The organism is Enterobacter sp. V89_11 (assembly GCF_029967775.1).
GTDB classification, from domain to species: domain Bacteria; phylum Pseudomonadota; class Gammaproteobacteria; order Enterobacterales; family Enterobacteriaceae; genus Enterobacter; species Enterobacter ludwigii.
In genome coordinates this window covers 1-12,721 of the sequence record NZ_JASCAN010000025.1, presented here as the reverse complement: position 1 = coordinate 12,721, position 12,721 = coordinate 1, and the positions used below count along the sequence as shown (strand labels likewise).

11 protein-coding genes and 1 pseudogene are annotated in these 12,721 nt (G+C 53.6%); 7 read left to right on the top strand and 5 right to left on the bottom strand.

The annotated features are described in order from the left end of the window. Window positions 1-62: 62 nt before the first annotated feature. Entirely contained in the window at window positions 63-983 is a 921-nt protein-coding gene (locus QLG09_RS18460) for an AraC family transcriptional regulator (protein WP_196087672.1), read from the bottom strand. Window positions 984-1,086: 103 nt separating this feature from the next. On the opposite strand from QLG09_RS18460, the gene QLG09_RS18455 reads away from it, so the two are divergent. Continuing rightward, window positions 1,087-1,920, top strand: coding sequence for an oxidoreductase (locus QLG09_RS18455; protein ID WP_049023155.1), 834 nt, complete (start codon window positions 1,087-1,089; stop codon window positions 1,918-1,920). Between the two features lie 73 nt (window positions 1,921-1,993). Here QLG09_RS18455 and QLG09_RS18450 read toward each other — a convergent pair whose 3' ends face one another. Beyond that, a complete protein-coding gene (locus tag QLG09_RS18450) occupies window positions 1,994-2,344 on the bottom strand; it encodes a helix-turn-helix domain-containing protein (protein ID WP_032679651.1) in 351 nt (116 codons plus the stop codon). 332 nt (window positions 2,345-2,676) lie between these two features. Between QLG09_RS18450 and QLG09_RS18445 the strand changes: the two genes are divergently transcribed. Together QLG09_RS18445 and oqxB are read left to right on the top strand one after the other, a co-directional pair. Then, window positions 2,677-3,852 carry an efflux RND transporter periplasmic adaptor subunit gene (locus tag QLG09_RS18445; RefSeq protein ID WP_014168988.1) on the top strand — a complete coding sequence of 392 codons (1,176 nt, stop codon included), beginning with the start codon at window positions 2,677-2,679 and terminating at the stop codon, window positions 3,850-3,852. A 23-nt stretch (window positions 3,853-3,875) separates the two neighbouring features. Continuing rightward, window positions 3,876-7,028 (top strand): multidrug efflux RND transporter permease subunit OqxB, encoded by a 3,153-nt coding sequence (gene oqxB / locus QLG09_RS18440; RefSeq protein WP_079231319.1) that lies wholly within the window; start codon window positions 3,876-3,878, stop codon window positions 7,026-7,028. Window positions 7,029-7,097: 69 nt separating this feature from the next. Here the strand turns inward: oqxB and QLG09_RS18435 are convergent, their stop codons facing one another. Both QLG09_RS18435 and QLG09_RS18430 read right to left on the bottom strand, forming a co-directional pair. Then, on the bottom strand, window positions 7,098-7,574 hold the full coding sequence (locus QLG09_RS18435) for an Rrf2 family transcriptional regulator (RefSeq protein ID WP_020885097.1): 477 nt from the start codon (window positions 7,572-7,574) through the stop codon (window positions 7,098-7,100). 329 nt (window positions 7,575-7,903) lie between these two features. Beyond that, window positions 7,904-9,283, bottom strand: a complete 1,380-nt coding sequence (locus QLG09_RS18430; RefSeq protein WP_282489266.1) for a PLP-dependent aminotransferase family protein — start codon at window positions 9,281-9,283, stop codon at window positions 7,904-7,906. A gap of 102 nt (window positions 9,284-9,385) precedes the next feature. On the opposite strand from QLG09_RS18430, the gene QLG09_RS18425 reads away from it, so the two are divergent. From QLG09_RS18425 to QLG09_RS18410, 4 genes and pseudogenes are all read left to right on the top strand, one after another. Further along, window positions 9,386-10,141 carry an AzlC family ABC transporter permease gene (locus tag QLG09_RS18425; protein WP_282489265.1) on the top strand — a complete coding sequence of 252 codons (756 nt, stop codon included), beginning with the start codon at window positions 9,386-9,388 and terminating at the stop codon, window positions 10,139-10,141. Beyond that, window positions 10,134-10,433 carry an AzlD family protein gene (locus QLG09_RS18420; RefSeq protein ID WP_014168994.1) on the top strand — a complete coding sequence of 100 codons (300 nt, stop codon included), beginning with the start codon at window positions 10,134-10,136 and terminating at the stop codon, window positions 10,431-10,433. The genes QLG09_RS18425 and QLG09_RS18420 overlap by 8 nt, the downstream gene beginning before the upstream one ends. A 117-nt stretch (window positions 10,434-10,550) precedes the next feature. After that, window positions 10,551-11,033, top strand: coding sequence for a glutathione peroxidase (locus tag QLG09_RS18415; protein WP_079231316.1), 483 nt, complete (start codon window positions 10,551-10,553; stop codon window positions 11,031-11,033). Window positions 11,034-11,203: 170 nt separating this feature from the next. Next, window positions 11,204-11,948 (top strand): annotated as a pseudogene (locus QLG09_RS18410) (SDR family oxidoreductase). A gap of 165 nt (window positions 11,949-12,113) precedes the next feature. Here the strand turns inward: QLG09_RS18410 and QLG09_RS18405 are convergent. Continuing rightward, window positions 12,114-12,425, bottom strand: a complete 312-nt coding sequence (locus tag QLG09_RS18405) for a hypothetical protein (protein ID WP_025204747.1) — start codon at window positions 12,423-12,425, stop codon at window positions 12,114-12,116. Between the last annotated feature and the right edge of the window lie 296 nt (window positions 12,426-12,721).

Sequence of the window (12,721 nt, the reverse complement as noted above, 5' to 3'; positions counted from 1 at the left end):
TCAGCGTCATGACGCCGTGTACATACCAGGCCTGAATACAGGCCTGGTATGTAGTATCAGGCTTAATGGGAAGAGACAAATATCGACGCCTGCTGCACAGGTGGAACGGCGAAATTACGCTGCATGCGTTTTATTTCCTCTGCGGGTGGCAAACCAAACAGCCGCTTGAATTCACGATTAAACTGCGACGGACTTTCATAACCGACGGCGTAGCTCGCGGCGGCGGCGGTAATATGCTGACGCACCATCAACATCCTTGCCTGGTGCAGGCGCACCGATTTCACATACTGCATCGGCGGCATACCGGTTATCGCTTTGAAATGGGTGTGAAACGTCGGCACACTCATTCCGGCCTCCATCGCCAGTTGATTAAGCGTTAACGGCTCAGCGTAGGCGGCATGGATGTGCTGCAGTACCTTGCCAATTTTGCCGAACTGCCCCTGTAAGGCCAGCGCGGCGCGCATGGCCTTGCCCTGGGCACCCGTCAGGACGCGGAAATAGAGCTCTCGCACCCGCGCCGGGCCGAGGATCGCCGCCTCAAGCGGATTGTTCAGTACTTCAAGCAGGCGCAGCACGGCCGTTTTTACCGCGTCGTCCATCGGGCTCGACATCATGCTTTGCGGCGCAGCGGGAGGATGTGGGGCGTGATGCTGCTCAATCTGCAACATCAGTTCAGCGGCAAGCTGAAAATCCAGATGCAGATATATCGCCAGTAAGGGGTGTTCTGCCGACGCGTCGGTTTCCATCACAAACGGCACCGGAACTGACACGGCCAGATAGTGCTGTTCATCATACAGATAGGTCTGCTGACCGAAAAAGCCGCGTTTGCTGCCCTGGCAGACAATCACAATCCCCGGATCGTAAAGCACGGGCGTTCGCGCAAGCGGGCGGTCGGCACGCAAAATTCGCACATCAGGTAACGCCGTCAGGTTGTATCCCTCCTGCACCGCCAGTGCTTTTACTAAGGTAATCATCCCGGACATCACTGCACCTCATAAAATCAGGCAATAAAAAGAGAAGATACGGCCTAAAAATACGGCAGGGCAGAGAATACCATGCAACCTTCACTGTTCATGGGAGTAATTTATGGCATCTGCAAAAACAATCTTAATCACCGGCGTTAGCAGCGGCTTTGGTCGTGCTCTGGCGGAGGAAGCCCTCGCCGCAGGCCATCGGGTCGTGGGGACCGTGCGCACCCCCGAAGCAAAGCAGGCATTCGAGACACTCGATACGCAGCGGGCATTCGGCTGCCTGCTGGATGTCACGGACTATGCGCACATTGATGAAGTGGTTACGCAGAGTGTATCTACCGTCGGTCCGATTGATGTCCTTGTGAACAATGCCGGTTACGGTCACGAAGGCATACTGGAAGAGTCCTCGCTCGCAGACGTGCGCCGCCAGTTTGAGGTGAATGTGTTTGGCGCCGTCGCGATGATCAAAGCCGTGCTGCCGGGCATGCGCCAGCGTCGTCACGGCCATATTCTTAATATCACCTCGATGGGCGGTTTCATCACTCTGCCCGGCATCAGCTATTACTGTGGCAGTAAATTTGCGCTCGAAGGCATATCAGATACGCTGAGCAAAGAGCTTGCTCCGTTCAACATACATGTCACTGCGGTGGCACCGGGCTCGTTTCGCACCGACTGGGCAGGACGTTCGATGGTACGCAGCGCGCGCAGCATCCCGGACTATGACGCGTTATTCGATCCTGTCCGCCAGGCTCGTCAGGAAAAAAGTGGTCAGCAACTCGGCGACCCCGTAAAAGCGGCGCGCGCCATGCTGGCTATCATTGAGAGCCAGAACCCGCCGACGCATTTATTGCTTGGCAGTGATGCTTTGAGTTTAGTGCGGGAAAAGCTCGCGCGTTTAGGTGAGGAAATCGATCGCTGGGAAGCGTTAACACGTTCAACGGACGGCTGAGCGGCGAATACGGGGATATGATTACAGGCCGGTTTGCCACCGGCCGGTACCGGTCGCGGCGAAAGCCGCGACACTAGGTTGATTGCTGGCGTTCAGGGCAGACGGTATTGCGACGCCATGCCCCGGGGGCCTGGCCATACTGACGCTTAAAGCTGCGGTTGAAGGACTGCTGGGAGTCAAAGCCCAGCGCGATCGCCACGTTCAGGATCGGTTCATCGCTGTGGGTTAAGCGCTCGACCGATTTTTGCAGCTTTTGTGCACGAATATACTCGGCCAGCGGATACCCGGTATGTTCCTTGAAGATCCGCTGGAGATGCCATTTCGAGTAGCCGGCGCGCCTGGAAACGGTATTAATGTCCAGGCGGCTTTCAAGGTTGTTGTCGATCCAGTCGAGTAGATCATGAATAAATGCGTCAGTGTTCATGGTTTCCCCCACGCCGCGTTTTAAAAAGCATTTTTGTCTGTTGCATTTAAAGATGACTCGCTCTGACATTAAATGCAAGTTTTATTGTTGCATTTAAATCCTTGCCGAAAACGCGCCTTTTGCCCCTGAGCCAAATAGCACATAAAGTGTATTAATTATTCTTGCACTAAATCTGACGCCTTCCTACAATCGCCGCGATAGTGTATTCGCAACTGTTACAGTTTTGTGGCGATGAACGACACAAATAGTCTCAAGCCAGTCCGGACAAAGGAAGTGGCGCCGCGTCTCCCGCAGCGTCTTGCCCGGCGGCTACCATTACCGGAATAAAAATAATGAGCCTGCAAAAACCCTGGGTTAACGTTCATCTGACGGCGCTGGGAGCGATGTTCCTCTCCATGCTGCTTGTCGGATGCGATGACGGCGTGGCACAAAATGCCGTCCCACAAGCGCCCGCCGTGAGCGCCGCTGACGTGGTAGTGAAATCCATCAGTCAGTGGGATAGCTTTAACGGCCGGATTGAAGCGGTGGAAAGCGTTCAGCTGCGCCCCCGCGTCTCCGGCTACATTGATAAAGTGAATTACACCGACGGCCAGGAAGTGAAAAAGGGCGAGGTGCTGTTCACTATCGATGACAGAACCTATCGCGCTGCGCTGGAACAGGCGCAGGCCACCTTAACGAGAGCCAAAACGCAGGCCAGCCTGGCGCGCAGTGAGGCTAACCGTACCGATAAACTCGTCAATACCAACGTCGTCTCCCGCGAAGAGTGGGAGCAGCGCCGTTCGGCCGCCGCTCAGGCGCAGGCCGACATTCGCGCCGCGCAGGCAGCAGTTGACGCGGCACAACTTAACCTCGATTTCACCAAAGTGACCGCGCCTATTGATGGTCGCGCCAGCCGCGCGCTGATCACCAGCGGTAATCTGGTCACCGCGGGTGACAGTGCCAGCGTCCTCACCACGCTGGTCTCCCTGAAAACGGTTTACGTCTACTTTGACGTGGATGAGGCAACCTACCTCCACTATCAAAATCTCGCTCGCAGCGGGCAGGGCGCGTCCAGTAACCACCTGGCACTCCCGGTTGAGATTGGCCTGGTGGGGGAGGAGGGTTATCCCCATCAGGGCAAGGTGGATTTTCTTGATAATCAGTTAACGCCGAGCACCGGCACCATCCGTATGCGCGCGCTGCTGGATAATGCGCAGCGTCAGTTCACGCCAGGACTGTTTGCCCGCGTACGCCTGCCGGGCAGCGCTGAATTCAAAGCCACGCTTGTCGACGATAAAGCGGTGCTGACCGATCAGGATCGCAAATATGTTTATATCGTTGATAAAGAAGGTAAAGCGCAGCGCCGCGATATCACGCCGGGACGTCTGGCCGCCGGTTTACGTATCGTGCAGCAGGGGCTGAACCCTGGCGATAAAGTCATCGTCGACGGTTTACAAAAAGTGTTTATGCCGGGTATGCCGGTTAACGCGAAAACCGTTCCGATGACCGCCAGCGCCGCGCTTAACTGATCCCTTACCCGAGAATCCGACATATGGACTTTTCCCGCTTTTTTATCGACAGGCCGATTTTCGCCGCAGTACTGTCGATTCTGATTTTCATCACAGGATTAATCGCTATCCCGCTGTTACCGGTGAGCGAATATCCTGACGTCGTACCGCCAAGCGTGCAGGTGCGCGCGGAGTATCCGGGTGCCAACCCGAAAGTGATTGCAGAAACCGTGGCGACGCCGCTGGAAGAAGCCATCAACGGCGTTGAAAACATGATGTACATGAAATCCGTTGCAGGCTCTGACGGCGTACTGGTAACCACCGTGACGTTCCGCCCGGGTACCGATCCGGATCAGGCGCAGGTTCAGGTGCAAAACCGCGTGTCACAGGCCGAGGCGCGTCTGCCGGAAGATGTACGACGTCTGGGTATTACCACCCAGAAACAATCACCGACGCTGACGCTGGTGGTGCATCTGTTTTCGCCGGGCGGCAAGTACGATTCACTGTATATGCGTAACTACGCCACGCTTAAAGTGAAGGACGAACTGGCGCGTCTGCCGGGCGTGGGCCAGATTCAGATTTTTGGCTCTGGCGAATACGCGATGCGCATCTGGCTGGATCCCGACAAGGTGGCAGCCCGCGGGTTGACGGCCTCGGATGTCGTGACGGCGATGCAGGAGCAAAACGTTCAGGTTTCTGCCGGGCAGCTTGGCGCCGAGCCGCTGCCGAAAGAGAGCGATTTCCTGATTTCCATTAACGCCCAGGGGCGTCTGCATACGGAAGAAGAGTTTGGCAATATTATTCTGAAAACGGCGCAAGACGGCTCGCTGGTACGCCTGCGCGACGTGGCGCGTATTGAAATGGGCTCAGGCAGCTATGCGCTGCGTTCCCAGCTCAACAACAAAGACGCGGTCGGGATTGGTATCTTCCAGTCCCCGGGCGCGAACGCCATCGATTTGTCTAACGCCGTGCGCGCGAAAATGAACGAACTGGCCACGCGTTTCCCGGAAGATATGAAATGGGCAGCACCGTACGACCCGACGGTTTTCGTTCGCGATTCCATTCGCGCGGTTGTGCAGACCCTGCTGGAAGCGGTGGTGCTGGTAGTACTGGTGGTGATTCTGTTCCTGCAGACCTGGCGCGCGTCGATTATTCCGCTGATCGCGGTGCCGGTATCGGTTGTGGGGACGTTCAGCATTCTCTACCTGCTTGGCTTCTCACTCAATACCCTGAGTTTGTTCGGGCTGGTGCTGGCTATCGGTATCGTCGTGGATGACGCCATCGTGGTGGTGGAAAACGTCGAGCGAAATATCGAAGAGGGGCTTTCTCCGCTTCAGGCGGCGCATCAGGCGATGCGTGAAGTTTCGGGGCCGATTATCGCGATTGCGCTGGTGCTGTGCGCGGTGTTTGTACCGATGGCGTTCCTCTCCGGGGTAACCGGCCAGTTCTACAAACAGTTTGCGGTGACTATCGCGATTTCGACGGTGATTTCCGCCATCAACTCGCTGACGCTCTCGCCGGCACTGGCAGCGCTGCTGTTAAAACCGCACGGCGCCCCGAAAGACTTCCCGACCCGGCTTATCGATCGTCTGTTCGGCTGGCTGTTCCGTCCGTTTAACCGCTTTTTCCACCGTAGCTCTAATGGTTATCAGGGACTGGTGGGGAAAACGCTCGGACGCCGTGGCGCGGTGTTTGTTGTTTATGTGCTGCTGTTGTGCGCGGCTGGCGTCATGTTTAAAGCGGTCCCCGGCGGGTTTATACCTACCCAGGATAAGCTGTATTTAATTGGCGGCGTGAAAATGCCGGAAGGTTCTTCACTGGCCCGCACCGATGCGGTGATCCGCAAAATGAGCGAAATCGGGATGAATACCGAAGGCGTGGATTATGCGGTCGCTTTTCCTGGGCTTAACGCGCTGCAGTTCACCAACACGCCGAATACCGGGACGGTCTTCTTTGGTCTGAAACCGTTCGATCAGCGTAAACACACGGCGGCGGAAATTAACGCTGAGATCAATGCCAAAATCGCTCAAATTCAGCAGGGCTTTGGTTTCTCCATTTTGCCACCGCCGATTTTAGGGCTGGGGCAGGGGTCGGGCTATTCGCTGTACATCCAGGATCGTGGTGGTCTGGGCTATGGTGCGCTGCAAAACGCGGTGAACACCATGTCCGGTGCGATTATGCAGACGCCGGGGATGCATTTCCCGATCTCAACCTACCAGGCTAACGTTCCGCAGCTGGATGTGCAGGTTGATCGAGATAAGGCGAAAGCGCAGGGCGTGTCGCTGACCGATCTGTTCGGTACGCTGCAAACCTACCTGGGATCGTCTTATGTGAACGATTTTAACCAGTTCGGGCGTACCTGGCGCGTGATGGCGCAGGCCGACGGGCCATTCCGCGATAGCGTGGAAGATATTGCGAATTTGCGCACCCGTAATAATCAGGGCGAAATGGTGCCAATCGGCAGTATGGTGAATATCAGCACCACCTACGGGCCGGATCCGGTGATCCGTTATAACGGTTATCCGGCGGCGGATCTGATTGGCGATGCCGATCCGCGCATTCTCTCTTCGGCACAGGCGATGACGCAACTGGACGGAATGTCTAAGCAGATCCTGCCGAACGGGATGAATATTGAATGGACGGACCTGAGCTTCCAGCAGGCCACTCAGGGCAACACGGCGCTGATCGTCTTCCCGGTCGCGGTGCTGCTGGCTTTCCTGGTGCTGGCCGCACTGTATGAAAGCTGGACCCTGCCGCTGGCGGTGATCCTGATCGTTCCGATGACGATGCTGTCCGCGCTGTTTGGCGTCTGGCTGACCGGGGGCGATAACAACGTCTTCGTGCAGGTGGGGCTGGTGGTACTCATGGGGCTGGCATGTAAAAACGCGATTCTTATCGTTGAGTTTGCGCGCGAGCTGGAGCTTCAGGGGAAAGGGATTATGGAAGCGGCGCTGGAAGCGTGCCGCCTGCGTTTACGCCCGATTGTGATGACCTCCATCGCCTTTATTGCCGGGACGATTCCGCTGATCCTCGGCCACGGCGCAGGCGCAGAAGTGCGCGGCGTCACCGGGATCACGGTGTTCTCCGGGATGCTGGGCGTGACGCTGTTTGGTCTGTTCCTGACGCCGGTGTTTTACGTGACGCTGCGTAAATTCGTTACGCGCGGCAAACCGGTCAACGAGGTTTTACCTGCCTAGGTTTTTACAGGGCACAAAAAAACCGCCTTCTCGTTAAGGCGGTTTTTTTTCGTATCAGGAAGGGTATGACTACGCTTTTTTATGCAGGCCTTCAATTTCAGGCACCGGATCGCACCCGCTGGTATCGGCTTTTTTGACCTTTTCCAGCGCGCTGGCCACGGTATGTTGAGCCAGAACCTCTAACGAAGCCTGCTCTGCTTCATCGGCGATAGATTTGAAGTACCAGCACGCATTGGCGCTGACGACGCAGCGAGCCGGTACGTCAGGACGCGACGCCCACAGCTTTTTATCTTCTATGACAGAAACATAGATATCACGCAGGGTGATCTTATCCGCCGGACGACCAAGATGAATAGAACCGTTACGGCCAAGGGTTGAGACGATAATGCCGTCACGCGTAAGCGGAACCATTAACTTGCGGATAAAGCTCGGATTTGCTTCCAGTCCGTAGGCCAGAATCGCACTCGTCGAACGTTCACCCGATTGCTCCGCCATCGCTACGCTGAGAACCATCTGCAAAGCTGTCGGGAAGCGGTAATCTAACATTTCATTGTCCTGGGTTGCGGTGAATCTTGTTCTTTTTGGCACCGCAGAGGTGAATAATCAATAAGTAACAATATAACAAATACGGCAATTTTTTTGAAGCAGACAACGCCTGACCTGGCCCGTAAAAAAGCGTTTACGCTTCGCGTCGAATGGCAGCATAAGACCCATCCATACGCTTTACCGATTGTATAAGCATCGTCTATTTCATCATGGCGACTGATAAAAATATTATGAAAAAATGCTGATCGAATCGCCGCTGATTTTTTGAGCACATAAAGGGAATGACATTACCCTCGTCAGAAGAAAAGGAGTCAGACCTATCCTGTCATTCATACATTAAAAAGCGGGAACGGGTCTGGTTTCTGTTTGAGTTGCCCGGCAATCTCGTTGAGTTTCAAGAGTGCTTGTTTTAACTGGCTGAACTCCGTTCCGCCAATACATAACCTGACGCCGTACTGATCCGACTGTTGACCCACTTCAGTCGAGGCCGGTGCTGTCACTTTGATGCCTGTCGCCAGCGCTGCATTGTAGAAAGAGTGCGCGTCATCGCGTGAAAACGGTAACCAGAGATGAAAGCTGGGCAGCCCCGAGCGATAAACGTGCTCCCCTAAAATGTCGATAGCGAGTTGGTAACGACGCCGGGTTTCGTATTCAATTGCGAGGGTGACGGTTTCTGCTGTGCCATCAATCAGCCATTGCTCCATGATGGAGCTGCTTAGCGGAGAGACCATCATCGCTGTTGCCCTCAGCATGGATTCTGCTCGTAAATATAGCGCCTCAGGTACCAGTAGCCCGCCAATCCGCAATGCTGGATTAAGGATCTTAGATAAGCTATTCACATATAAGGTGATATCGGGGGCTATTTTGGCAATCTGGGGCAATTCTGTCGTGCTCATCAGCCGATAAACATCATCCTCAATAATCTTTATGCCCCTTTCCCGACAAACCCGAACCAGTTCCTGACGGCGGGCCAGGCTCATAATGCGTGTGGACGGACTTTGTAAGAGCGGCGTGACATAGACAGCACCGCCTTTTTCCGCATTTTCATCGAGGATCTTTTCCAGAACAGAGACATCCATGCCTTCGTCATCCATCGGGATCCCCACTAATGTGAGCTTCAGTAAATGCGACAGCTGAATCAGCCCTGAATAGGTTTGAGCCTCAACGTACAGTCGGCCAAAAGGTTCACAGACCGTAGACAACGCTACAGAGAGCGCATGCTGAGCACCGTTCGTTAAGATGAGATGCTGGTAATCTGCCGGGACACCCAGACGACTGAACCACTGCGCAAGAAGCCGCCGGTGTTCATCATGGCCTGTTGCCGGGGCGTAAGTGTTAAACATATCCATGTCAGGACGCCGGGCGAGGGTGGTGAGTGTCTTACTCAGTGACCGGGAGGTCAGTGCTGCCGGCGGGGTGTTTTGCGACAGGTCGATAAAGGTTCGGCTTCTGGAATTGGCCAGCGCGACAAACATTCCGCTGCCCTTAACGCTTCGAACCAGACCCCGTCTCTCCAGGATCCCATAGGCTTTCGTTACAGTACCCACCGCGATACCGAGCGTATCTGCCAGTTCACGATGTGCCGGAAGGCGCGCGCCGAGCCTCAGCAGGCCTGAAAGAATATCGTCTGACAACGCCTGGACCAGCCGATCGGTAGGGGATGAATTGCCTTCTGCAAGATGGGGTTGCCACGGAGAACGTTCGCGCATGAGATTACCATAAGTGTAATGTGACACTATTTATATTTACTGATAGTGTCACATCTTTTATTCTGGCGCCAGTATTTGAAATAGACGAAATGAGCGAAACGCATGAGTGAACAACGTGCGGATGTCAGTTCTGCCAGACCATTACTGGATAAGAGTGAAACGAAGAAAAAAGAAATCCTTCGTGGCCTGAAAGATGGGTTACCCGTATTACTGGGTGTGATCCCGTTTGCGCTGGTGTTGGGCGCGCAGGCAAGCCATAAGGGGCTCACGCCTCTCGACGTTCCCTTGATGACAGGATTAAATTTTGCCGGCGGGTCTGAATTTGCCGCCATACAAATCTGGACGTCGCCGCCACCTTTTTTACTTATTATGGCCGTAACATTACTGGTAAACAGTCGTCATATTTTAATGGGGGCGACGCTGGTTCCCTTACTTTCTCGTTTTCCAAAACGAAAAGTCTTACCTGCGCTTTTTTTTATGACGGATGAGAGTTGGGCACTCAGTTATAATGACGCGCATTCCAGAAATAACAAAACGGCGCCGCTGTTCAGCATGCCGTATTATATGGCGGTCTCTTTATCTTTCTATACGATGTGGGTTTTCTGTACCGCACTTGGCGCGTTAATTGGCCCGGTGCTGGGCGATGTTCACCAGTATGGTTTTGATATGGCCTTTCCGGCGGTCTTTCTTGTGTTAGTCAGAGGCATGTGGAATGGCATTCGTAAAGCTGTGCCCTGGATAGTCAGTCTGGTCGTCTCCGTGGCGGTATGTCATTTTATTGCCGGCCTGTGGTACGTCATTGCTGGCCCTTTAGCAGGATTAGCCGTTGCCGCATTTTTAGGGGGAGAGGATGCCTGATTATCAGACCTTCATCGCCATCGTATTAATGGCACTCACCACGTATGCAACGCGTGTGACCGCTTATCTTATATTACGAAACCGGGTGCTTACGCCCAGGGCGATGACGGTACTTAAATCCTCTCCCGGTTGTGTCATGCTGGCTTTCATTGCGCCTTTTTTTGCCTCCGGAAATCCCGCAGATCTGATCGCGTTAGGGTTAACGTTGGTTGTTGCAATGCGCTTTTCAATGCCGGTGACGGTGATCTCCGGCGTGATGTTTGCCTTTATACTTCGCTATTATTTAGGGTAAGTTTCCAGACCTGCCGCGCAACCAGAAACAGAACCGACTTCTTACGTCCCTTTCCCCGCCGCTGTGCGCGACGTGGTAATGTTGGCGTCGAACAGGTTCTGCGTTGAGGATCCCGCTATGACCACGTTTTATCAACTGACAGCCACCCGTCTGGATGGACAGCCTGTCGCTATGCTCGACTTCGCTGGCAAGGTGGTGTTGGTCGTGAATACCGCCAGCCAATGTGGCTTCACGCCACAATACGGCGGCCTTGAGGCGCTTTATAAGAAATACGCCGCCCAGGGGCTGGTGGTGCTTGGGTTCCCCTGCAACCAGTTCGGTAAACAGGAGCCCGGCGATGCCGACGACATTGCCAGGACCTGTCACATTCATTACGGTGTGAGCTTCCCGATATTCGAGAAGATCGAGGTCAACGGAGCCGCAGCGCATCCGGTGTTTCGCTATCTGAAAAACGAATTGCCCGGCGTGCTGGGGGGACGAATCAAATGGAACTTCACCAAGTTCCTGATCGGACGCGACGGTAAACCGCTCAAGCGTTTTGCGCCGATCACCACCCCCGAGAAAATGGAAGCCGCAATCCTTGCTGCGCTTGAACGCTAAGTATTGTGATCATGATGGCCTGAACTCAGGAGGGTATTCATTGCAGGGGCGTTTACTGCGCATCGCAGACACCATGTCCGCATCTAAAATAGCACTCACGGAAAGATGTCACTCCCTCTCCTCATGCTATATCTCCATAAACATACCCATTAATGAAAGGACGTATGGAGATGCTGAGAGGCAAAAGAGCGGTTATTACGGGTGGGGGCAGGGGATTTGGTCAGGCGCTGTGCGTATGGCTGGCGCGGGAAGGCGTAGAGGTAGAATTTTGCGCGCGGCGGGCTGATGATATTCAAAAAACCTGCAGCATCATCACTGCTGAAGGCGGTATGGCAAAAGGGTATATCTGTGATTTAACCCGGCCTGAATCCCTTTCTGCGTTTTCTTCATAGCTATTAACTTCAGACAAGCCCATCGATATTTTTAATTCTCAATGCTGCCCAGTGGTTGTCAGGAACGTTAGACGACCAGCCTGATACCGACATTATTAATACCGTCAGTTCCGGCCTGACAGCGTCGATTCTTCTGACGCAGGCTCTGATGCCTGGATTAAGACGTTCAGACAGTGCTGATATCGTCTCAATTATCTCTTCCTGCGGGATCCCGAATTTCACGGATTCAATTGCGCACCCCGCTTTTTTCGCCAGCAAACATGGGCTCAGCGGATTTACAACAAAACTCGCACAGCAATTGTCCGAAGAAAATATACGGGTTACCGGACTGTACCCTCCTGATTTCGAACTTACAGGGTTAGATTCGAGTGTCGATAGTCAATGCAGAATGGGAGAGCGGCTCTTGAACGGGCGATCGGTCTGGGAAGCGATTCGTTTTGTGTTGGTTCAACCGCGTAGTTGCCATATAAGTAGCCTCTACTTTCAAGGTCCAACCCGCGAAGACCTGAGTGATAGGGTCTAAATCGGGTGATGTTAAACAGAACAGTATTCGTACAGAGCAGCGTTGATACCAGATGAAACAGACTGCTCTGTGCCCTAAGTGGATGCGTTGAGTCAATATGGGGATTATGACAATTCAGGGATTATGACAATTCAGAGATACCGACAGGATACCCGGAAGATGACATTAAAGTGGTGAAATTGCCTCAACAACATGCTGGAAAACGTAAGGGTCAGAAAGTAGCTTAAATTCTTCATCATCCGGGTAAGTGACCGCCACATGATAGTTTTCTCCAGCAAATGCCTTCACTGACTGCAGATCCTGCCAGTAAGTTGCCAGAAAGAAATGCTCCCAACTTCCCTGCGTTTCTCTGCGAACGAACGCGCCTTTGTTCCCCGATATGCTCCTGGAATGCTCTACCCCTGTTTTTTCAAGGTGTTTTGCAAAACCTTCCGCATGTTCAAGCGGAACACATCCATGCCAGGTCCTTACAATCATTAGTGTTCTCTCTTTAGGGATGGTGAGGGTATAACCATATCATCAGAAAGCACCTCATGGTGTGATTAACGAAGAACGCTATCTCGCACATCGATTTATAGGACATTCTTCACCTTGCTTCAGACTGAATCTCATGACCACGATAAATTTAGGTCACTTCCGCTCCTCGCTCGTAGGTGATCGTACGGCTCTTATGTCGGTCCGCTTTGTGTCAGAAGCGGACCTCCGTTACTCTTCTGAAGAGGAAGCACAGAAATATTTAGGTCTGTTGGGTAATAATTACGATATATAATAAA

Coding starts and splice junctions, on each gene's coding strand:
- QLG09_RS18425 (WP_282489265.1), top strand. CDS start 9,386: ATGAGTGAACAACGTGCGGATGTCAGTTCTGCCAGACCATTACTGGAT.
- QLG09_RS18415 (WP_079231316.1), top strand. CDS start 10,551: ATGACCACGTTTTATCAACTGACAGCCACCCGTCTGGATGGACAGCCT.
- QLG09_RS18455 (WP_049023155.1), top strand. CDS start 1,087: ATGGCATCTGCAAAAACAATCTTAATCACCGGCGTTAGCAGCGGCTTT.
- QLG09_RS18460 (WP_196087672.1), bottom strand. CDS start 983: ATGTCCGGGATGATTACCTTAGTAAAAGCACTGGCGGTGCAGGAGGGA.
- oqxB (WP_079231319.1), top strand. CDS start 3,876: ATGGACTTTTCCCGCTTTTTTATCGACAGGCCGATTTTCGCCGCAGTA.
- QLG09_RS18420 (WP_014168994.1), top strand. CDS start 10,134: ATGCCTGATTATCAGACCTTCATCGCCATCGTATTAATGGCACTCACC.
- QLG09_RS18430 (WP_282489266.1), bottom strand. CDS start 9,283: ATGCGCGAACGTTCTCCGTGGCAACCCCATCTTGCAGAAGGCAATTCA.
- QLG09_RS18450 (WP_032679651.1), bottom strand. CDS start 2,344: ATGAACACTGACGCATTTATTCATGATCTACTCGACTGGATCGACAAC.
- QLG09_RS18435 (WP_020885097.1), bottom strand. CDS start 7,574: ATGTTAGATTACCGCTTCCCGACAGCTTTGCAGATGGTTCTCAGCGTA.
- QLG09_RS18445 (WP_014168988.1), top strand. CDS start 2,677: ATGAGCCTGCAAAAACCCTGGGTTAACGTTCATCTGACGGCGCTGGGA.
- QLG09_RS18405 (WP_025204747.1), bottom strand. CDS start 12,425: ATGATTGTAAGGACCTGGCATGGATGTGTTCCGCTTGAACATGCGGAA.